This is a genomic window from Thalassospira xianhensis MCCC 1A02616, assembly GCF_003326475.1.
Lineage (GTDB): Bacteria > Pseudomonadota > Alphaproteobacteria > Rhodospirillales > Thalassospiraceae > Thalassospira > Thalassospira xianhensis.
In genome coordinates this window covers 65,769-87,606 of record NZ_JPWA01000009.1, presented here as the reverse complement: position 1 = coordinate 87,606, position 21,838 = coordinate 65,769, and the positions used below count along the sequence as shown (strand labels likewise).

Annotated in this window: 19 protein-coding genes; 7 read left to right on the top strand and 12 right to left on the bottom strand. The window is 52.8% G+C overall.

Translation table 11 applies throughout. The features are described 5' to 3' along the window. Nucleotides 1–15 precede the first annotated feature (15 nt). From TH5_RS09550 to TH5_RS09525, 6 genes are all read right to left on the bottom strand, one after another. Nucleotides 16–1,278, bottom strand: a complete 1,263-nt coding sequence (locus tag TH5_RS09550) for a TRAP transporter large permease (protein ID WP_114121670.1) — start codon at nt 1,276–1,278, stop codon at nt 16–18. Then, nucleotides 1,275–1,847: a TRAP transporter small permease gene (locus TH5_RS09545; protein WP_208638430.1), complete on the bottom strand. Its 573-nt coding sequence runs from the start codon at nt 1,845–1,847 to the stop codon at nt 1,275–1,277. Before TH5_RS09545 ends, TH5_RS09550 begins: the two co-directional genes overlap by 4 nt. A 24-nt stretch (nt 1,848–1,871) precedes the next feature. Next, nucleotides 1,872–2,849: a TRAP transporter substrate-binding protein gene (locus TH5_RS09540; protein WP_114121668.1), complete on the bottom strand. Its 978-nt coding sequence runs from the start codon at nt 2,847–2,849 to the stop codon at nt 1,872–1,874. Between the two features lie 28 nt (nt 2,850–2,877). Continuing rightward, nucleotides 2,878–3,468, bottom strand: a complete 591-nt coding sequence (locus TH5_RS09535; RefSeq protein WP_208638429.1) for a 3-hydroxyanthranilate 3,4-dioxygenase — start codon at nt 3,466–3,468, stop codon at nt 2,878–2,880. Nucleotides 3,469–3,569: 101 nt separating this feature from the next. Further along, entirely contained in the window at nt 3,570–4,460 is an 891-nt protein-coding gene (locus TH5_RS09530) for an EamA family transporter (RefSeq protein ID WP_114121667.1), read from the bottom strand. Nucleotides 4,461–4,468: 8 nt separating this feature from the next. Beyond that, nucleotides 4,469–5,422, bottom strand: a complete 954-nt coding sequence (locus TH5_RS09525; protein ID WP_114121719.1) for a dihydrodipicolinate synthase family protein — start codon at nt 5,420–5,422, stop codon at nt 4,469–4,471. Nucleotides 5,423–5,603: 181 nt separating this feature from the next. Between TH5_RS09525 and TH5_RS09520 the strand changes: the two genes are divergently transcribed. The 5 genes from TH5_RS09520 to TH5_RS09500 all read left to right on the top strand — a co-directional run bounded on the left by TH5_RS09520 (nt 5,604) and on the right by TH5_RS09500 (nt 13,365). Further along, entirely contained in the window at nt 5,604–6,386 is a 783-nt protein-coding gene (locus tag TH5_RS09520; protein ID WP_114121666.1) for an aspartate dehydrogenase, read from the top strand. A 9-nt stretch (nt 6,387–6,395) separates the two neighbouring features. Next, nucleotides 6,396–7,361, top strand: a complete 966-nt coding sequence (locus TH5_RS09515) for a LysR substrate-binding domain-containing protein (protein ID WP_114121665.1) — start codon at nt 6,396–6,398, stop codon at nt 7,359–7,361. 99 nt (nt 7,362–7,460) lie between these two features. Then, on the top strand, nt 7,461–8,897 hold the full coding sequence (locus tag TH5_RS09510; protein ID WP_114121664.1) for an NAD-dependent succinate-semialdehyde dehydrogenase: 1,437 nt from the start codon (nt 7,461–7,463) through the stop codon (nt 8,895–8,897). A 340-nt stretch (nt 8,898–9,237) separates the two neighbouring features. Beyond that, a complete protein-coding gene (locus tag TH5_RS09505; protein ID WP_114121718.1) occupies nt 9,238–11,157 on the top strand; it encodes a transglycosylase domain-containing protein in 1,920 nt (639 codons plus the stop codon). Nucleotides 11,158–11,346: 189 nt separating this feature from the next. Further along, complete coding sequence (locus tag TH5_RS09500; protein WP_114121663.1) at nt 11,347–13,365, top strand: transglycosylase domain-containing protein; 2,019 nt, start codon at nt 11,347–11,349, stop codon at nt 13,363–13,365. A gap of 277 nt (nt 13,366–13,642) precedes the next feature. Here the strand turns inward: TH5_RS09500 and argE are convergent, their stop codons facing one another. From argE to TH5_RS09480, 4 genes are read right to left on the bottom strand one after another with little or no spacing between them, the layout of a single operon-like run. Further along, nucleotides 13,643–14,821 carry an acetylornithine deacetylase gene (argE, locus tag TH5_RS09495; protein ID WP_114121662.1) on the bottom strand — a complete coding sequence of 393 codons (1,179 nt, stop codon included), beginning with the start codon at nt 14,819–14,821 and terminating at the stop codon, nt 13,643–13,645. A gap of 27 nt (nt 14,822–14,848) precedes the next feature. Next, on the bottom strand, nt 14,849–16,348 hold the full coding sequence (locus TH5_RS09490; RefSeq protein WP_114121661.1) for a tripartite tricarboxylate transporter permease: 1,500 nt from the start codon (nt 16,346–16,348) through the stop codon (nt 14,849–14,851). 17 nt (nt 16,349–16,365) lie between these two features. Then, nucleotides 16,366–16,896 carry a tripartite tricarboxylate transporter TctB family protein gene (locus tag TH5_RS09485; protein ID WP_114121660.1) on the bottom strand — a complete coding sequence of 177 codons (531 nt, stop codon included), beginning with the start codon at nt 16,894–16,896 and terminating at the stop codon, nt 16,366–16,368. A 37-nt stretch (nt 16,897–16,933) separates the two neighbouring features. After that, nucleotides 16,934–17,923 carry a Bug family tripartite tricarboxylate transporter substrate binding protein gene (locus tag TH5_RS09480; protein ID WP_114121659.1) on the bottom strand — a complete coding sequence of 330 codons (990 nt, stop codon included), beginning with the start codon at nt 17,921–17,923 and terminating at the stop codon, nt 16,934–16,936. A gap of 151 nt (nt 17,924–18,074) precedes the next feature. Here TH5_RS09480 and TH5_RS09475 point away from each other — a divergent pair, with 151 nt between their 5' ends. Then, on the top strand, nt 18,075–18,980 hold the full coding sequence (locus tag TH5_RS09475; protein ID WP_114121658.1) for a LysR family transcriptional regulator: 906 nt from the start codon (nt 18,075–18,077) through the stop codon (nt 18,978–18,980). A gap of 8 nt (nt 18,981–18,988) precedes the next feature. On the opposite strand, the gene TH5_RS09470 is transcribed toward TH5_RS09475, so the two are convergent. Together TH5_RS09470 and TH5_RS09465 are read right to left on the bottom strand one after the other, a co-directional pair. Then, entirely contained in the window at nt 18,989–19,621 is a 633-nt protein-coding gene (locus TH5_RS09470; protein WP_114121657.1) for a LysE family translocator, read from the bottom strand. A gap of 19 nt (nt 19,622–19,640) precedes the next feature. Then, complete coding sequence (locus tag TH5_RS09465) at nt 19,641–20,357, bottom strand: M48 family metallopeptidase (protein ID WP_114121717.1); 717 nt, start codon at nt 20,355–20,357, stop codon at nt 19,641–19,643. Between the two features lie 219 nt (nt 20,358–20,576). Here TH5_RS09465 and TH5_RS09460 point away from each other — a divergent pair, with 219 nt between their 5' ends. Continuing rightward, a complete protein-coding gene (locus tag TH5_RS09460) occupies nt 20,577–21,797 on the top strand; it encodes an argininosuccinate synthase (protein ID WP_062949720.1) in 1,221 nt (406 codons plus the stop codon). Nucleotides 21,798–21,838: the final 41 nt, after the last annotated feature.

The following is a 21,838-nucleotide window of genomic DNA, read 5'->3' as shown; positions in this document are numbered from 1 at the left end:
TTGTGATCGCCAGAACTACTCAGTCAGGAAATTAGAAATCCATGGGAACGCGCTGAGCAACACCAGAATGATGGTAACAGCCAGCAAGAACGGCCAAAGGGATTTCAAAATGCGCCCTGCTGAAACGCCGCTCATGGATGACGCGATATAAAGTCCTACCCCCACGGGTGGTGTCAAAAGTCCAAGTGTAAGATTAAGGCACATGACCACCCCGAACTGGTAGGGGCTGATATTGAAATCATTCATGGCGATTGGTAGCAAAATTGGCGAAATCAGGATTATGGCTGCAATTCCGTCAATCACCATTCCCACAAACAGCAGCACCAAATTGACGATCAGAAGGAATAACAGAGGATCGCTCGTCACCGAGGTGATTAATGCTGCCAGCTTCTGGGGGAGAGCTTCATAGATAATTACCCACCCAAACACATTCGCGGCAGCGATCATGAAAATGATCATTGATGAGTTGACTGCAGTGCGCCTGAACATGTCGATGAAGGCTGATGGTTTGAGTTCACCATAAACAAGCCAACCGATCAAAAACGCGATGAGCGATGCGATCGCCGCACTTTCGGTTGGTGTCGCTATTCCAAAAACAATGCCGCCAACGATTGCAATCGGGATTAATGCAGCAGGCAAACAATGCAAAAGAGCAGATAACGCTTCATCCCGGGTAAACCATTCGCCTTTTGGGAAGCCTGTCACCAGTCCGACAAGGAATATGACAGCAGCGAACGATCCAGCCAGCAAAATACCCGGTAATACACCGGCCAAAAACATTTCTCCGATGGGGATTTGTGCCAGAACACCATAAATGACAAACATCATTGATGGGGGAATGACCGGTGCCAAAAGCCCGCCTGCTGCGGTTGTCGCCGCCGCAAACCCTTTGTCGTACCCTTCCTTTTCCATCTCGGGGTTCATTGCCCGTGCCATCACCGCGATTTGGGCAGTCGCAGAACCAATGATGGCTGCCATGAACATGTTTGCAAGAAGATTGATATAAGCCAGACCGCCACGGAACCCGCCGACAAAAACACGCGCAGCATTGATCAACCGGCGGGTCATTCCGCCTTCGTTCATCATTTCCCCGGTCAGCATGAAGAGCGGTATTGCCAGAAGGCCATAGTTTTCAAGCCCTGCGAACATTTTCTGAGCAAAGCTGTCGTACAGAACCGTATTACCGCTTTCCCAAATGTACCAGATGGCGGTCAGGGCCAGAACCAGTGCAACCGGAACAGCGATCAGCAGCTTGAAAGCAAAGATCAGCGGTGTCATGACTCTTCCTTCTTATCGGCCGGGTTTTGACCAATCAGGTTCGTGAAACTGTGCAGTGTTGCTCCGATTGAAAACGCCCACATCACCATCCAAACCCAGTATTTCTTAATACCAAGCGTCGTGGTCGGCTCGGCATAGATAAAGTTGAAGGTAGCACCCTGAAAAGCTTTGAAATCAAAGCCATGACGTGCCAGTTCCAATGGTGAAAACCAGCGCCAGCAAAACCAGAACATAGCCAGTGCAAATGCAAAAACGATCAAATCGACAAGCTTTGCGGCAATGTGGCGAATAATCGGTGGTAAGAGATCAGTCAAAATCGTCACAGCAACGGTATGACCGAAATGCAGGGCAGCAGACGCGCTTAGAAAGGTCATCCAGGCCATTGCATAGATTGCAAGCTCATCAACCCAGTAAAGAGCAGCACCTGCACTGCGTGTGACTACATTAAGAAGGATCAGCACTGTAATTGAAACCGCCAGCATGACTGCCAACGTCATTTCGACACGTGCCACGCGCGCAGATAGGTTTCCGATCATGATTGAATATACTCTGGCTTTTAGGGCGCGCATACGCGCGCCCTTTGGCTTTGGTAATTATTGTGCAGTCGCTTTTGCAACTTCACGCAGGTATTTGAGAGATGAAGAACGCTCAGACCACGTCTTGTTCCAGGTACCGATTGCATCGGTGAAGAAAGTCTCATCCACTTTGACAATCTTGTGTCCCGTTTTTTCGATATTATCTAGCCAATCCTGTTCTTTCTGGACGTAGGTATCGATTGTACCCTCGAGATGTTTGGCCATTAAATCATGGATCAATATCCGATCTTCTTCTGACAAACTCAGCCAGACTCGCGCGGAGATCAGTCCAACCATCGGGAACATCATGTGGTTCGACTCTACAATTGTGTCTGCATGATCGTAGAATTTCAGCGCCCATATCAGTTCCGCGTCCATATCGATGGCATCTACCTGACCATTCGCCAAAGCATCATAGACAGCTGGAAGCGGCATCGGTGTTGGTGCTGCGCCGACAGCCTTATAAAAATCAAGGATCGGCTCAAACGGTGTGATTCTGAGTTTCAAACCCGCCAAATCGTCGGCGGAATTGACCGGAACACGGCTGACGATCTGTCGCAAGCCACCCATGCCATAGCCGGCCCCGACAACCCCGACTTTCTCGGGAAGCTGATCAAGCATCGACTTTGCATTCTCGCTGCGCAGAATGCGACCGGCATGCTCAATATCACTTGCCAGATACGGGGCATAAAAAGCGCCGAAATCAGGTGCGCGGTTTGATACTTCGGCAATTGTCATAAACGCCATATCAAGCGCGCCGGTTTGCAATTGCTGCAACATTTCGGCTTCATCGCCCAACTGACGGGACGGAAACACCGTAACACTGTGATTGCCCCCACTTGATACAGACAGGTCAGTTGCAAAGGACTGGGCGGCCTGCGTCCAGATATGTTGTGGCGGCGTGATCAACCCCAAACGAAATTCATTTGCAAAAGAAGGCATGGAAGAAGCAACCAATAGTGCTGCCCCGACCAATGTTCTGGAGATATTTTTCATTGATTGGCTCCCTGATATAAGCGGTGTGTTATTGGATTTGAACCCAACCCTCTGGCGGCTTGCCTTTTCCAGGGTGAACTTCACCGCAGTTGGGACAAGTGCGCGCTTCGATGCTGTTATGGAAAGCGTCATAGATTTTTGGCAGGGCGGTTACGATGCCCTCGGGTCCATCAAGCGTAACTTCCGCGCGGTGAACCAGTCCCTCGCACTTGAAGCAATACCATTCAAACCCCTCCTTCATGCCGGGCTGACGGGGAGCTTCGACGACAATGCCAACAGAACCCTCCTGCGGGCGCTGCGGCGCATGACGAACATGGGGTGGCAACATGAAAACTTCGCCTTCGCGAACGGTGACATCATAGATTTTGCCTCCATCCGCAATCTTCAGCATCATGTCGCCCTTCTGCTGGAAGAACCACTCCTCTACAGGATCATCATGAAAGTCCACACGGGTGTTGGGTCCGCCAACGACCATGACAATCATGTTGCCTTCTTTGTGAAGAAGCTGATTGCCTACTGGCGGACGCAGCTTGTCAGCATTTTCTTCTACCCATTTCTTGAAATTGAAGGGCTTCAGTGTTGGATGTGCAGTCATGATCTTCTCCCGGTAGATCGACATGTTCGTCTTGCAAAACGACTTTCCACGTGAAAGGTTATGGGGAATTGAGGCAAAGGAATATTTGTTTCGCGGAAAGTGGATATCGGTATTGCTGATAGCTGTTATGGCGATAAAAACAGCAGTGTTGTGCCACCCATCGTCACGATTGAAGCGATCAGGAGCCTTATGATCGCAACGGTTTCGCACCTTGTTATAACTAATACAAAGGCAGCGCAGAACAGTACTTCGAGGGTTCCCAAGACGGCAACTGACAAGACCGAGGCTGTCTTAAGTGCAAAGAATTGCAGCAGTTGCCCGGCGCTTAATGCCAGTGCCGTTTGCCAGTGTTGTCGTGATCGATCAATGGTGATGTAAGCCCAACCGGCCTTTGCACCCTTGGCACCTAACGCCCAGATCAACAGGATCACCGCGGCAAATAGTGCACCGACGCTTGCTCCTAATGCCGCATCCGGTATGGAAACAAGCCCGATCCCCCTGAAACAATATGCAAGGGCATAAGCAAGGGCAGACATGACGCCGACCACCAGCCCGATTTTGGGAATAGCAAGGCTTTGTCCGGTGGGCTGCACCAGATAGATCGCAACCCCGATCAGGATAATCAGAGCGCCAGCAATGTGAAGCGCATCGGGATACTGTCCAAGCAACACAACCGCACAGGGCATCGCAAAGATTGGCGTCATTCGCCGCATAATTCCGGCGCGTACCGCACCAACCATTTCAGTGGCGCGGTACATGGATTGCCGTCCGACAACATTCGCAAGCACCCCGGCAACGGCAAAGGCGGCCATTGCGGGAAAGAGATCAGGCACCATGATGTCGCTAACCGCGACCTTACCCCAACCAACCCATAGACATAGCGACATGCCAAACGTCAGCAGGATGGACAGGAATACACCGTTGTCACCCCGTGCTTTCGCCTTTCCCTGGATGATGAAGACACCTGCCAGTCCGTATGCAAATGCGGCAAGAGTTGCCAGTATTTCCCCGGTCATCACATGGCTCAAAGCTGAAGACCGGAATCCTCGAACGCCGCACTAGTGGCAGCTTTTTCCGCTTCGGTAAGTTCGAGCATCGGATGGCGTACACGGCCACCAACCTGACCAAGAAGTTCCTGCCAGTACTTTCCATGGGCGGTCGGCTTGCCGCCCGGCTTGGTTTTTCTGATTGCATCGCGGACAGACTGCAAACTGTCTCTTACCCGACGGGCTTGATCGAACTTCCCGTTAAAGGCCAGCTCGGTATATTCATGCATCCGGCGGTCATTCTTTGTTTGCATCAAATAGGGAGGTGACGAGCAAAGATAAAGCTGCCAACCAAGTTCTTCGATATTGTCCAGCCATTCGTCTTCTGAAGATGTGGAAACAAGAATCTTGTCGCCAACCATGCGTGTCAAACGCGCATAGAGTTTTCGCGGAACCGAATATTTGATCGCCATGATATTTGGCAATTCCGCAATCCGTGCACAGGTCTCCGGCGCCATCAGATATCCGCTGTCAGGATGGCTCCACATTGCGATACCGATATCGAGACGGTCACAAAGATATTTGTAGTAGTTGTAAAGAACCTCGTCGCGGTCATTGCAGAAGCTCAGCATTGGGGCATGCACGACAACAAAATCTGCACCGCATTCCTGCGCATGACGTCCCAGTTCAAGAACGGTATTCACATTCTGATCCGATATCGACATGATGGTTCCGGCCTTGTCACCGCATTCTTCTGCTGCAATCGTCATGTTGCGCTTGCGCTCTTCAAGTGACATTGACCAGAACTCGCCCTGCTTTCCGGCGATGAACAGTCCCCGAATATCAAGATCATCGATCCAGTGCCGGATATTGCGACGCAGGCCGGCCTCATCCATGCTCAGATTATCAGCGAACGGATTAAGGGCAGCCGCCCAGATGCCACGCATCGTTTCACGTGCATAGGCCTTGGCTTCGTTCTTGGTATATTTCATGAGTTGGTTTCCGATCTGAAAAGAGGTCGTTTTAACCGCGCGCAGGCGCTGATCCATGACGGCACTAAGGCGGCGAAACCCAAAGAAAACCAACAGTTTTGACGGAAACTAGCTATCCAATATTTTGATATCAAGATGCTCGAAATTTCCGATACGCTTGCTTCAAAAGCAGGAGATATCTATGAAAATCGGCATTATTGGCGATGGTGCTATTGGGCGCTACGTCGCTGCAAAACTTAATGAACGGGGGCTTGGTCCGGATGTTGTTCTGACCCGCATCAGCGACGCTTCTGACAGTCCGCGAATCAGTGCAACCTATATCAATTCTGTCAGTGAACTGCCTGATGACATTACCTTGATGGTGGATTGTGCGGGGCACGCAGCCCTAGAAGAACATGGTTGTTCGATCTTAAAGCGCGACATCGATTTGATAACGGTTTCTCTTGGGGCACTCGCCGATGCCGTGCTTGCCGATAATTTGCTACAGGCTGCCCAAAGCAGTGGCGCGAAACTGCATCTTGCCAGTGGTGCAATCGGTGCGCTTGATTGCCTGCGTGCAGCAAAAGTTGGTGGTCTTGGCGATGTCACATATGTTGGCCGTAAACCTCCGCATGGCTGGCGAGGTTCGCCTGCTGAAAAACAGATTGATCTTGAAACGTTGAAAACTGCGGCCACCCATTTCGAAGGCTCGGCAAGAATTGCTGCGATGACCTATCCCAAAAACGCAAATGTTGCTGCTGCAGTTGCCATTGCCGGAACAGGATTTGATTCAACGAAGGTCAAACTTGTCGCGGACCCGTCAATTTCGGACAATATCCACGAAATCCATGCGTCGGGTTCATTTGGCCGGTTTTCATTCCGGATCGAAGGACGTGCCTTACCTGACAATCCCCGAAGTTCTGCTCTGGCTGCTATGAGTGTAATCTCGGCCATCGAACGCGAGATCGCACCAATTACGATCTAAGGAAATTGAATGGCCACACGCCACACCCGCATTGTCGAACGTGCATTAACTCGGTTGAAATTGCGGCAACTCAGGCTTCTGATTGCGGTTGCTCAGCATGGCAGCATCCAGAATGCTGCCCGCGATCTCAGCATTTCCCAACCTGCAGCCACGAAAATGATTCAGGATCTTGAACTGGACTTCGAGGTCAAACTTTTTGAGCGGACCAATCGCGGGGTCGTTCCGACTGTCTTTGGCGAATCCCTCATACGTCATGGAAAACTGATCTTTGCCCAAGTGTCGAACGCAGCACAGGAACTTGATGACCTGAACGAGGGCAATAGTGGTCGCGTTGTTGTCGGGACACTTCTGGCAGCATCACCAACATTGTTGCCTATTGCTGTCGAAGAACTTTTAAAAGCTCGCCCGAATGTTGCGATCAAGATCGTCGAAGGTACAAACGAGGTTCTGATGCCCGGTCTTTTGTCGGGGGAAATCGACATGGTTGTCGGACGCCTGCCAAGCCACCGTTATCGGGAAAACATTACGCAGGAAAAGTTCTTTGACGAACGCGTTCTTGCCGTGACGGGTATGCAGCATCCACTGGCAGCAATGACCAATGTCTCGTTTGATCAGCTCAAACCATTTGGATGGATTTTGCCGCCTGTCGAGACCACCTTGCGCAGACAAACCGATCAGTTTTTTATCCGGCAGGATCAATATGTACCGCCAACCGCAATTGAGTCCGTTTCCTATCTGGCAAACAGATCGCTTTTAAGAACCCACAATTTCATCGGGATCATGCCAGCCCATGTGGCAGCCCTTGATATCCAGACCGGTGTTCTGGCTAGTGTTGACTGGGTTGCACCATTTGGCGCGGGCCCGGTTGGCGTTTCCTATCGCGGCAAACAAAGCCTTTCCCCGGCAGGTAGTGCATTCCTGTCCGCCTTGCGCTCAGCCGCAGCCGAGATCACTGCCAGTCAGCGCGCAATCTGATATTCGTCTTTCTGATATCAGTATTTGGTCAATTCAGTTGTCGTTGGCCGCTCGCCACACGAAAATTTGCTCAATTCAACTTTCAACGACGAGGTCGGAATGAGCATGTATCCAGATTTGAAACTCTTCATTGGTGGAGAATGGCGCAAAACAGCGGAAGATATTTCTGTTGTGAACCCTGCCACCGAAGAGGAACTGGGGCGTCTTCCATGCGCATCGATAGCCGACCTGAAAGACGCGCTTCGTGCCGCAGAAAAAGGGTTCGAAATCTGGCGAAAGACCGCCCCGCGCGAGCGTGCTGATATCCTGCTGCGGGCCGCCGCATTGATGCGGGAAAGACAGGAAGAAATCGCGCAAGCCATCACTGCCGAACATGGCAAACCACTAGCACAGGCACGCCTTGAAGTCATCCGAGGCGCCGAATTCTTTGAATGGGATGCCGGTGAAGCCATGCGTGTTTATGGTCGCGTTATTCCGGCGGCCAGTGGCAGCAAAATTTCCGTTCACCATCACCCGATCGGGGTGGTTGCCGCGTTTTCACCGTGGAACTTCCCCATGAGCCAACCCGCGCGTAAAATAGCAGGCGCGCTGGCATCGGGTTGCTCGATTATTCTGAAAGCAGCCGAAGAAACACCAGCTGGCGCCATTCACATTGTAAAATGCTTTGAGGAAGCCGGCCTGCCTGCGGGTGTGCTGAATCTCGTATTTGGCAGACCGGCTGAGATTTCCGAATTTCTGATACCGCAACCTTCCGTTCGGCTTGTTGCCCTGACCGGTTCAACAACGGTCGGGCGCCACCTTACCGGGTTGGCGGCACAAAGTGACACACGGGTTCTTATGGAACTGGGCGGCCATGCGCCGGTAATCGTTTGTGAAGATACTGATGTGCAAAAGGCCGCCATCTGTGGCGCCATTCGAAAGATGCGCAATACCGGTCAGGTCTGCACATCCCCAACGCGCTTCTTTGTGCATGAAAGTATTTTTGAAGAATTCGCATCCACCTTTACCAAACGTGCTGCTGAAACCGTAGTCGGGAATGGTGCGGATGTCGGAGTGGAAATGGGGCCTACCGCCAATGACCGCAGGGTTCCCTTCCTGTCAGAGTTGGTTTCAGATGCTGTATCAAAAGGTGCAGAACTGCGTACTGGGGGAAACCGACTTCGCAAACGCGGCTATTTCTTTGAGCCTACAGTGCTAACTCATGTTCCTGACAGTGCGCTTATCATGCAAGAAGAACCGTTTGGTCCGGTCGCCGTTATTAACCCGGTCAAGGACCTTGAAGACGCGATCAAACAGGCAAATGCAGTTCCCTATGGCCTAGCTGGTTATGCTTTCACCAATCGCGCCGATTATATTGACCGCTTGATCGACGAACTTGAGGTCGGGAACTTCTCGGTTAATACGCTTGAAGCCTCCTTGCCCGAAACACCGTTCGGAGGGATTAAGTCCAGTGGATATGGCCGCGAAGGCGGCACAGAAGGCCTTGAAAGCTATCTAACGATTAAGAATGTCTGGCATTCATCAGACATTCGCTAGACCACCTAACTCAGACACTTCAGAAGCACTCAAACTCAAAAACTCCCGCGACTCAGCTTGGTCACGTCCCTTGTGGGATGTGGCCATTTTTTTGCTCAGTCAATGTTCTCAAGGCAGTGAACTTTACCTTTTACCGCGACGCGACCAAACTTTCGGAGTGACTGATTCCAAATTTATGTGTCGCGTTTCCAGTTTTATGTGTTGGTTCAGAAAATCCGCAATTCGTACAGGGCAGTCCGGCGGGCTGCCCTGTTTGCATTTGGATGAAGTACTTTCTTAATAGCTTGGCGCTTTACTGTACGTTGGCATAGTCAATCTGTTGGTAAAAGCGGAACCGGGCGTGGCAGAAGAAGAGCAGGACGAACCGCAACGCGGCGGTGCAAACGCCGCCCATGCGGCGATGCAGGAAATTGCAGAACGTGAACTGCGCATTATCAGGCGCCGCCGTCGTCGTCGGCGTATGCTGATGATCGGCTTTTTTGCGTTGACCGGTTTTGCTGCCGTGATGGCGATTGTCCTGACAATCCAGTCCAATCTTGATTTCAGCCGCAACATGATCAGAAGCCCCGAGGTCCGGATCATGGGCTTTGACGGTGCGACGCTTGAAATTGTTCAGGGGCGCTATAGTCAGGACGTCTCGCTGACGACCATTCCCGAACGGATACAGAATGTGTTCGTCGCAGGTACTGATCCCGGTTTTTATGGGCACTTTGGTGTATCGGCCAGCGATTTCGTGCGTGTTTTCACAAGCAACGATATCCCCGGATCGACCATAACGATGCGGGTTGCGCGAAGCTTCTTTAAAACCCCTGAGGTCAGTGCAGGCCGTCATCTGCAGGAGCTTCTGGTCGCGCTTTGGCTTGAATTCAAGTTCAGCAAGAAAACCATCCTGCGCAGTTATCTTGAGCGCAGTTACATGGGCCGCGGCATATTCGGGATTACCGCGGCATCACGCATCTGGTATGGAAGCCCTGCCGAGCGGATAACATTGCATCAGGCCGCAGTTCTGGCAGCAGCAATCAATGATCCGAAAAAGTTTGATCCCTTATACCACCCCCGCGATGCGGCCAATGCGGCCAACGAGATCCTTCTGAATATGGGGCGCTATAAATATATCGAACTGGATCGCGTATCCGCCCTTACCCTGGTGGAGCCGAAGCTGGATGTTCAGTACAAGGATGGCGTGGTTTCAAGCTATGTTGTCGACATGGTCATGGACGAAGTCGCTGCGCGCATCGGCTATACCAGTCGCGATATCGAAGTTATCACCAGCATAGATCTGACCATTCAGAGTCTGGCACAGGATGTTGTGCGTGAAGTTTCCAATCTGCGTCTGAGGCCCAAGGGGGTCGAACAGGCTGCAATGCTTTCCATGAGCCCGGACGGGCGTATTCGTGCGATTGTTGGCGGGGTGAGTTACAGCCCGTTCCGCCCGAACCGCGCCTGGGATGTGCGCCATTTCCCCGGCCGGATGATCAAGATCGTGCCGTATTATTACGCGCTGAACGAAAACAGCGATCCTGCCCAATGGGTACGTGACAACCGCATGGCGGTGGGGGGCTGGCGTCCGGTTAATCCGGATCATGAATATCGTGGCCAGATTTCATTGCGCGAGGCATTCGTTCGCGACGTTAATACTGTTCCCGTCAATCTGGCCGATCAGTTCGGCTTGCTGAACGTCAAGGATTATGCCCGCGCCATAGGGGTTCAAAGTCCGCTATCAAATGATATCCGAACCGTTGTCGGGCTTGATCCGGTGACCTTGGCAGATATTGCTTCAATTCATGCCTTGCCACAAAACTCGGGTAAACCGGTGCAACTCAGTCTGGTCAACCGTGTTGCTTTCGCCGGAACTGGCGAACTAGTCTATCAGCGGGTCGAACAAACCGTTGAAAAACGTCTGACTGACGAAGCCATTCAGGGGGCCTATACTCTGTTTTCCAGCGTGACAGATCCGCAACTTCGTCTGGATCGACCGTTTGCCGGCTATGGTACGCAGGATACCGGGGCATCTGATGCATGGTTTACCGGCTTTACATCCGATCTGATAACGGTTGTCTGGGCCGGAAATGATGATAATAGCCGAATTCCGCAGATCCGAGGCGATGTAGAGCTTGCGTCTCTATGGCGGTTATTTATGCTGGACGCGCATGACGGTTTGCCTATTCGTTCGATGATTCGTGCCGCCTCGCAACGCCGACGTGAAAATGATGGCGTGACGGATATGTGGAAACACGATTTGTTGAATGAACAGCAGTAAAATCGCCGAAGAGCCGGGGGATCGGGGGCTCCCGCAGACGTTGGGGCATAACCATATAAATTTCAGCCGAAATGGCTGAGTGGCGCGGTTTGACGCCTTGTTCGCCTGTCTTCTGCCTGTTTGGCAGATACGTTGACAGATCAGGCGTTCACGGGCAAAAACCGGCGTCCATGATATCAAAGGTGCTTAGTGGCCCAAAGACCATTCAAAAGACAACAGACCGTACGCAAGGGTGCTACCACGCCGCGCAAACGCAAGAAACGCGTTAGCAGTTCGGGCGGTAGTGGCGGCAAGAAAAGCGGGTCGGGTATTTTAAGTAAAATCGGCGGGATGATACCCGGACCCGAGGCGATTGCGCGTTTTATTGTCATTATGGGCATTTGGGGACTGGTCATTGGTGGCGGGATCGTTGCCTATTACGGTTATGGACTACCGGAAAAGATAAGCTTCGAAGTTGCCAGCGAACGTAAACCATCCATCCGTGTGATCAGTGTGGATGGCGCCGTCCTTGGGTCTTATGGTGATCGTTACGGTAGCCCGGTGGAAGTTTCCGATCTGCCTGACCATGTCGGGTTGGCTTTTGCATCCATTGAAGATCGTCGCTTCTATGATCACTTTGGTATCGACATTCTGGGCATCCTGCGTGCCAGCTGGGTCAATCTGACATCAGGACGTATTGCCGAAGGTGGCAGCACAATCACCCAGCAGCTTGCAAAAAACCTGTTCCTGTCACCCGAACGCAATTTCGGGCGCAAGATCGAAGAAGTGCTTCTTGCATTGTGGCTGGAATTCAAATTTACCAAGCAACAGATCCTGTCGCTTTATCTGAACCGCATCTATTTCGGATCGGGGATGTATGGGATTGATGCCGCATCCCGACATTATTTCGGAACAGACCCGCGACGGCTTAATCTTTATGAAGCTGCGGTTCTGGCCGGCTTGCCAAAGGCGCCAAGCCGTTACAACCCGCTGGTTGATCCCGAAGATTCCGCAAAACGTGCCAACGTAGTTCTTGACGCTATGGCATCAAACGGTGTGATCACTGCCGCGCGTGCAGAACGTGCCAAACAGCGTACCGTGCGCACCACGCGACAGGGCAAAAGCGGGCCGGGTGTCCGGTATTTCACAGACTGGGTTCTTGACCGCGTCCGTGATTATATCGGCTATGTCGATCAGGACCTGACGATCCACACAACGCTTGATTCCCGTTTGCAGGAAATCGCCGAATTCAATCTTGAACGGGCATTGGCAAGCCCGGTTGCCCAGCAGAAAAATGTCGGGCAGGCCGCACTTCTGGCGATGACGCCGGATGGAGCCGTGCGTGCAATGGTTGGTGGGCGCGACTATTTCGAAAGCCAGTATAACCGTGTGACCCAGGCCCGGCGCCAGCCCGGGTCGGTGTTCAAACTGTTTGTGTATCTGGCGGCGCTGGATAAAGGCATCGGGTCAAATGACTGGATGCGAGATATGGCGATTTCGATCAATGGCTGGGAGCCGCGCAATTTTGATCGCAAGCATCATGGCACGATGTCAATCCGTGACGCGGTGGCAACCTCGAACAACTCGATTGCTGTTCAGGTCGCGATGGAAGTCGGATTGGATAATGTGATCAAAAAGGCCCACGATATGGGCGTTTCGTCCGAGCTTGGACGGGAACCCAGTCTGGCACTTGGTACCAGCGAGGTATCGATGCTTGATCTGACGGGTGCCTATGCAATCGTTGCCAATGGTGGTTTTTCCGTCTTTCCGCACGCAATTCGCAAAATTGTCGGTCAGGGCGGTGTTGTTCTGTTTGAACGCAGTGATGAGTTCCCTGTGCGTCTGATGAACCCGCTGCATGCCGGTGAGATGAACAATATGCTGTCTTCGGTAGTTGCCAAGGGCACAGGACGAAATGCGATCATTGATCGTCCTGCTGCAGGCAAGACCGGCACGACATCGGATTCACGTGATGCATGGTTCATCGGTTATACCGCCGAACTGGTTGCAGGGGTCTGGATGGGGAACGACAACGGCAGCCCGATGGATGATGTTTCCGGCGGTGATCTGCCAGCCAAGCTTTGGCATGATTTCATGCTTCATGCGCATCAGAACCTGCCAGTTCGTTCTCTTGGCAAGGCGGCACTTGCACGGTCGCAGAAAGTCGGTGAGGACGGTAGTTGGCGTGAATTTACATCCGGCTTCACAACCGGGAATACAAAGCAGTAACTGGCTTTGATGTCTTGATTGCAAATGTAATTCAGGGTCGGTGCTGATGCATCGACCCGTTTGCGTTTCGCCCAAGAAAAAATGGCCGGTATCCTGGGGGGATGAACCGGCCATCAAGTTTGCAGTTTGCATGGCTTCACCGGGGGAGACCGATGAAGCCGAGGGAGATCTCACCTGTCGAATATCGCGATGTGATCAAGGGTCAGGGGTGCAATCTTTCCCTTGCATCGCATAAATATCCGCATGCACCGTTCAGGGCGGTACATCGGCGAGAGCATCAGGCCGCTACAGCCTGATCACTGAGCTTCTCGAGGAATTCGAGACATTCCTCGATCTGCGAAATTTCGATGAATTCGTTGGCCTTGTGGGCTTGTTTGATGCTGCCCGGGCCGCAGATGATGGACGGGATGTTACCCTGCTTTTCGAAAATCCCGCCTTCGGAGCCATAAGAAACCTTGCCCGAAACTTCCGGGACGATGTTGCGAACCAGCTCGAACGCCTCTGCATCGGTGCAATCGCCCATACCGGGATAGGAAAAGATTTCTTCCCACTCGAACCCGGTTTCGGCTTCCTTGGCTTTCATTTCGGCATCAAGGGTCGAAATGATCTTTTCTTTGATACCGTCAAGAACGGACTTGGCGTCATGTTCCGGCAGATGGCGAATTTCAAACGTGAATTCACAGAAATCCGGGGTCACGTTGGTTGCCGTACCACCGCCGATGGTGGTGGTCAGCATGGTGCTGTGAGGAACCGTGAAGTCGTTGTCAAACGGGCCGTTTTCCTCGAACTCGCGCGCAAGGTCGGAAATCATTGCGATGGCACGTGCCGCATATTCGATGGCATTGACGTGACGCGGCGCGAAGGACGAATGCCCCGCTGTACCGGTAACCGATACCCGCATTGAAAACTTGCCTTTCTGCCCGTTGATGACCTTCATTTCGGTCGGTTCACCAATCACGGCAAGGCGTGGCGGAGTTTTAAGGTTTGCCAGATGATCGACCATCGAACCCACGCCAAGGCAACCGACTTCCTCGTCATAGGACAGGCAAAGATGGAACGGGATCGCCAGATCGCGTTTGACCAGTTCCGGAACCATCGCAAGTGCGCAGGCCGAAAAACCTTTCATGTCGGCAGAACCGCGACCAAACAGTTTGCCGTCGCGTTCGGTCAATTCAAATGCCGGGCTGATCCAGCTTTTTTCAAGGGCGGGAACCACGTCAGTATGCCCCGAAAGCGCGATGCCAGGGACATCCTTCGGACCGATGGTTGCCAGAAGGTTTGCCTTCTCGCCCGTTTCGTCATGGAACAGTGTGCTTTCGATGCCATATTGCGCAAGATAGTCACGCACAAAATGGATCAGACCGAGATTCGAGTTCTTGCTGGTGGTGTCGAACGCCACAAGTTTGCCAAGCAGATCAATGGCATTATGCAGGCGGGACATGTTTGGTTTGCTCATTTTTATCGCTTCTCGTTTCTCGGAATATTAGGCCGACTGCGCCGTATTGCGGGACTTTTCGCGCCATTTCTGCCATTCACGGCGAATGGTCAGGGCGATGAACAGGACGGTCAGGGCAAAGAACGCCCATGAAATCCACGAATGGAAGAATACGCCCAGATCGCCGCGCGAAATTGCTAGTGACCGGCGCATATTGTCTTCGAACACCGGCCCCAGAATGAAGGCGATCAGGAACGGCGCTGCCGGAATGTTCAGGATCATCATAACGAAGCCGACAACCCCCATGACCAGAAGGACGCTGACATCAAACGGGCTGGCGCCGATCGAATAGATGCCAAACACGCACAGAACCAGAATGCACGGCAAAAGCAACGTCTGGGGAATTCGCGAAATTTTCGCGAAGGCACCTGCCGTCAGTTTGCCCGCCACAAACAGGAAGACCGAACTGAACAGGATGCCGATAAACAGCGAATAGACTTCACCGATATTGTTCTGGAACAGCAGCGGACCCGGCGTCAGACCATGGATCATAAATGCGCCCAGCATCACACCCGTAATGACGTCACCCGGAACACCGAGTGCGAGAAGCGGGATCATGGTTGCACCGCAACAGCCATTGTTGGCAGACTCGGATGCCGCAACACCTTCCAGTTCGCCTTCTCCGAATTTGTCACCGTTTTTCGATGTCCGGCGGGCTTCGCTGTAGGAAAAGAAGGCGGCAGTCGATGGTCCGATGCCGGGAATGGCGCCGAGTATCACACCGATAACACTGCCCCGCAGGATCGATTTCAGGCTGCCACGGAATTCAGCCATGGTCAGGCGGTTATCGCCAAGCTTCATGGCCGCATTGTTGTCCTCGGGCCGGAAGACGATCATCTTGATCAGTTCCGGCAAGGCAAAGAGTCCGATCAGCACCGGTACAACACCGAGGCCCGATTTCATGTCTTCTGTTACCGCAAAGCGGAACGAGCCATATATATCCTCTCCCACGGTTGCCAGAAGCAGGCCGAGACAGGCAGAAATGATGCCAAGAACAAGTGACCGGCCCGAAATGCTGGCAACGATGGTCAGTGAAAAGGCCATCAGCATGAAATATTCCGGCGGTCCGACCCGAAGTGCAAACATCGCAAGCGGCATCGCCAGGAAGAACAGCGAGATATTCGAAATAAAGTCGCCAATGCAGCTTGAAACCAGCGCCATGTTCAACGCCTTGCCACCTTTGCCCTGCTGCGCAAGTGGATAACCATCAAGAACGGTACAGGCCGCAGACGCGGTACCCGGTGTTTTGATCAGTATCGCCGAAATCGATCCGCCATAGGTCGACCCTTTGTAAAGGGCAACCAGAAGCAGGATGCTGGTGACCGGCGGCAGATAGAAGGTGAATGGCAGGGCAAGGGTCACGGCCATCGTACCGGTCATGCCCGGTATGGCACCGATGATCACACCACCCCAGATCCCGGCCGCCATGGCAATGAAGTTGGGCAGCGTTGCGACGGCTTCAAAGGCGTAAAGCAGTTCATTCCACATGAAGGGGCGCTTTCAAATCAGATCAGGGTCACGAAATCGGCTGTGATGGCCGAAAACAGATGGCCTTCGGGGAAAGGCGTGTGGGTGACTTCGGTGAAAACAAGATAAAGCAGGATCGGAAAAACGATTGTCAGTCCGATCATCCAGATTTTGCGGCTGTAATTGCCGGTCATCAGGAAAAGATAGGCCAGAAGCAGAATGGTCGCGGGGACAAAACCGATTTCCGGCATCGCATAGGCGAATGCGGCAAAGCCGATCAGGACTCCGGAAAAACGCACAATCAGTTTACGATTTCGGTGCATTGTTGCGCCAATTGACATGACACGGTCGTTCGCGGTCGCCCGCATCTTTGGAATGGCAAAAAGAATGGCAAGGATGCCCATAACCAGCCCGACCACGGTAATAACACGTGGCCACATATCAGGTGGCGGGGCAAATCCGGGAATGAAAGACGGAACCTTCACATAGATCGGGATCAGGACGAACAGGACAAAGGCAAAGAATGCCGTTGCAATCAGTCCGGTATAAAAATCGCGATTGGGAGTCATGGTTCCGTCTCACATTCAGAAAATTAAGGGGTGCGGATTACTGAATGTAACCGAATTTCTTGGCCATGCCGTTATAGAGCTCGTACTGGCTTTTGACGAAGGCAGCCGGGTCCTGGTCACCAACGACTGAGACAGAGCCGCGTTTCTTGGCAAGATCAAGCCACTGGTCGTTGGTTGCAACGTTCGAAAGGATGTCTTTCCATTTTGCAACAACGTCTTCCGGCAGATCTTTCGGGGCGAACAATCCGCTCCAGCCGTCAACCTGTCCGGCAAGATTGTAACCAAGTTCCTTGGCAGTTGGAACGTCAGGAAGGGCATCCATGCGTTTCGGTGCGTAAACCATCAGTGCACGCATTTTGCCAGCTTCGATGTGAGGCATCAGCGAACCGGCCGCAATAGCCAGGAAGTCGACGTGACCGCCAAGAAGAGCTGCGGCAAGGGCGCTGCCGCCTTTGTATGGCACGAGGGTGGAAGCAGACAGCGGATCTAGATCGGCATCGGCCAGAAGGGCCTGAACCGTAAAGCCGTCAATCGCGGTGGGGCCGGATGCAGCATAGGTGGTCGCGCCATTGCTTGATTTGATTTTGGCAAGCAGCTCATCAACGGTTTTGATGTCCGAGTTTGCATTGACTGCAAGGATCATCGGGGTTGATTCAAGAATGCCAAGGAAGGTGTAATCATCCCAGGCAACCGGGCTGTCGGTGTAAACGGCCGGATACAGTGCCATACCAACGCGTGACAGCAGCAGGGTGTAACCATCCGGCTTCTGTTCGGTGACGTAACGGGCACCATTCATGCCACCATTGCCGGTTTTGTTCACAACCACGACCGGCTGTTCGTTGGTGTAATTGCGTGCGGTTTCAGCCAGGGCACGACCGGCAAGATCCGATGCGCCACCTGCGCCATAAGGCACGACAAGGGTGATGGCTTTTTCTGGATAGTCAGCGGCCTGTGCGGTCGAAACCAGTGTTGTGGTTGCAAGAACTGCAGCCGCAAAAGTCGCGGCCTTTTTGAGCTGTCGAAACATTTTTCATGTCTCCCTGTTTGGTGGTGGCAGGATTGCCCGAGCTCGTCGTTTTTTGTTTTGTATACATTCCATCGCAAACTATAACTCGTGACGCAAAAAATTAATTTCAGTATAACTAATTTACATACTGAAATGAGTCGCGGGCCAACCAATGAATTTGCGAGAACTTGAAAGCTTCAACGCCTTTATGACCTACGGTTCCGTCACCAAGGCGGCACAGGCCATGAATATCAGTCAGCCCATGGTCAGTCGGTTGTTAAACAGTTTTGAAAAATCTGTCGGGTTTGCGTTGTTCAACCGCAAACGAAACCAGCTTTCGCCAACGACCGAGGCATTGCAGTTTCACACAACGGTTCTGCGGTCGCTTAATTCTCTGCGTGAAATCGAAACACAGGCCCGCGCCATTGCCAACGAGCAGCTTGGTAGCATCCGGATCGCGGCCCAGCCGATCTATGTTGATACCTATCTTCTTGATGTGGTTGCAAAGTTCAAGTGTGCTCACCCCAACGTTTCGGTCAGTATTGCCGATACTGGCCTTGAAGGTATGCTCGATATGGTCACAACCCGGCAATGTGATCTGGGTATTGGCATCACGCTTGATCTTCAGGACCCGAATATGGAAGTCATGCCGCTGGCGCAATGCCGGGCGGTGTGCCTGATGCCGCGAAATCACCGGCTGGCCGGATTTGAAACCATTGATATCGATCTTTTGCGTGGTGAAAGCTTTGTCGAACTGTCGATCGGATCGCCGCTCCGCACCAAAATTGATTACATTTTCCAAATCGCAGGCTGGCCACGCAAGATCGCGGTTGAAGCCCGCACTATTCGGACGATTTCCCGGCTGGTTGAACGCAATGTCGGCATTGCGGTTATTGATCCGTTTGCGACTTTGCTGGTGGACGAGGAAAAGGTCGTTGCACGTCCTTTGACCCCGGCGATTGAATGGGACGTGGCACTTTTCCGGTCTTCGGGCGAACTCAGTGCGGTCGAACGCAGTTTTCTGAGCTTCCTGCGTGCGGAATTGCCCGATTTGCGCAAGGCGGGCTGTGTTCTGTGATGCTTGTGCTATGCACGTTTGTCAAAAGCCAGCCGGGCCGCAAGTGCCAGAAATACACAACCAGTAAAAATCTGAAACGCACGTGCCAGACGGGCCGAGCGTGACAGAAACTGGCCAAGCTTTCCGGCAAAACCGCCGACCAGACAATTGATAATCGTGCCGCCGATATTCAGGATCACACCAAGGATCAGAAACTGTGCCAGCACCGATCCACGTGCCGGGTCAACGAATTGGGGAATAAAAGCCAGCACGAAAACGATGATCTTTGGATTAAGCAGATTAACAACGATGCCATCACGCCAGGCTTTTATTGCGGTTGCTGGTGCGGTTTTTGCCGGTTTCAAAACGCCGCCTTGATCCCGGAACGATTGGAACGCCAGCCACACCAGATAACCGATCCCCGCCCAGCGCAGAATTTCCAGCGCAACCGGGTGGGCGACGACCACCGCTGCCAGTCCGAGACCGGCAAGAAGAGTATGGATCATGGCACCCGTTGCGATCCCGAAGCTGGCAGCCAAACCAGCCCTCGGTCCTGATTTAATTCCCTGACCAAGGCAAAACAGCATGTCGTTTCCCGGCGTCATGTTCAGTGCCAGTGCCGTCGGGATGAAAATCAGCAGTGTTTCAAGAGGGATCAGCATATCGAGACTCCGAAAGTGTTTAGCTGCCTGCGCCATATCGATGCAGGGCCGAACCGTTCTTCTTTAGCCAGTGCTGCTGCTTTTTTGATGGGCCATAAAGGTCTTCGACGACAGCCCAGAAACGCGCACTATGATTCAGTTCCTGAAGGTGAGCAACTTCGTGGGCAACCACATAATCCAGCACGTCTTCGGGGGCCAGAACGAGTCGCCAGCTAAAAGACAGATTGCCGTTCGATGAGCAACTGCCCCAGCGTGTGCGCGTATCCTTCAATGAAATGCGATTGACCTTCTTGCCGATCCGTTCTGCATAGGCATGTGCACGAGGCGCGATTTCAAGCTTCGCCTGCTTTTTTAACCAGTCCGAAACCCGGCGATTGGTATGCTCGGGCAATCCTGAAACCCAGATCACACCTGCTTCGGCCCACACGCCGCGCTTGGCGTCGGGAACGGTGCGTATGGCGTGTTCATTGCCCATGAATGGTACCCAGGCGCCCGGAACGAACTGTACGCGTTCGGGCAGGCGGTTCATATGAGCGGTGACCCAGTCACCATGCTGATGCAGCATTGATATTGCCGTTTTGCGAGAAACGCCGTTGGGCACGACAATTTCGACACCGTCAAACGCCGGATCGATCCGCAATTTGAGTCGCGTCGCACGCGCACTGGGGCGCAACCGGACTGGCAGCGGACCAATTTGGGGCAAATCGATTTCGGTTTCTTCGATGTTTCGCAACATTTGGGCCGGATTTTCCAAAAGCAGGGCAGAATTTTCGTACTTTTTGCGCCTTTTTGGCCGGAAGGCCATCTTGGCCCTTGCCCGGCAGTAGTGTTTTCCTATACTCCGCGCTCAAGGTCTAGGGGACTTTTGCAATGTATGTGTTGCAACCCCGCAAGGGACGTTGGCCTGAATGTGCCGCGCCCCGGTTTACATCGGAAGAAGAAAGGCGTCACTCCAATGAGCGATCAGGTCAAAAAGGTGGTGCTTGCCTATTCAGGCGGGCTTGATACCTCCATCATCCTGAAATGGCTGCGCGAAGAATATAACTGCGAAGTCGTGACTTTCACCGCCGATCTCGGCCAGGGCGAGGAACTGGAACCTGCCCGCAAGAAAGCCGAGATGTTTGGCGTCAAACAGATTTTCATCGAAGATCTGCGCGAAGAATTCGTTCGCGACTATGTCTTCCCGATGTTCCGTGCGAACGCCCTTTATGAAGGTGTGTATCTGCTCGGTACCTCAATTGCGCGTCCGCTGATTGCCAAACGCCAGATTGAAATCGCCGAAGAAGTCGGTGCAGATGCCGTTTCCCACGGTGCCACCGGCAAGGGCAACGATCAGGTCCGTTTTGAGCTCGGCTATTATGCCCTTAAGCCGAACGTGAAGGTCATTGCGCCTTGGCGTGAATGGAAACTGAATTCGCGTACCGCCCTTCTGAACTTTGCCCGCGAACACCAGATTCCGATCTCGGCTGATAAGCTGGGCGGTGACGAACCCCCTTATTCAACCGATGCCAACCTTCTGCACATTTCCTATGAAGGCAAGGCGCTGGAAGATCCGTGGGTCAAGCCGAACGAACAGATGTTTGAACGTACCGTGTCGCCGCAAAACGCACCCGATGCGATCACTACGATTGAAATTGAGTTTGAACAGGGTAATCCGGTTGCCGTGAACGGTGAACGTATGAGCCCGGCGACCCTTCTGACCAAGTTGAACGACGTTGCGGGCAAAAACGGCATCGGTCGTCTTGATCTGGTCGAAAACCGTTATGTCGGCATGAAGTCGCGCGGTGTTTACGAAACCCCGGGCGGCACCATTCTGTCGGTTGCACACCGTGCCATGGAAAGCATCACCCTTGACCGTAACGCGGGCCACCTCAAAGACGAGCTGATGCCGCGCTATGCAGAGATGATCTATAACGGTTACTGGTGGTCGCCGGAACGTCAGGCCCTGCAGCGCCTGATCGACGAAACCCAGAAAACCGTCAACGGTATTGTCCGTCTTGACCTTTACAAGGGTAACGTCACGGTTACCGGCCGCAAGTCGCCGAACTCGATCTACTCCGAAGAACATGTCACGTTCGAAGCCGACACCGTTTACAACCAGCGCGACGCAGAAGGCTTCATCAAGCTGAATGCTCTTCGCCTGCGTCTTGGTTTTGACCGCGACGGCGTGAAGTAAGTTTTCCGCAAGAGATTGTGGATAAGGAAACGAGGGGCAAT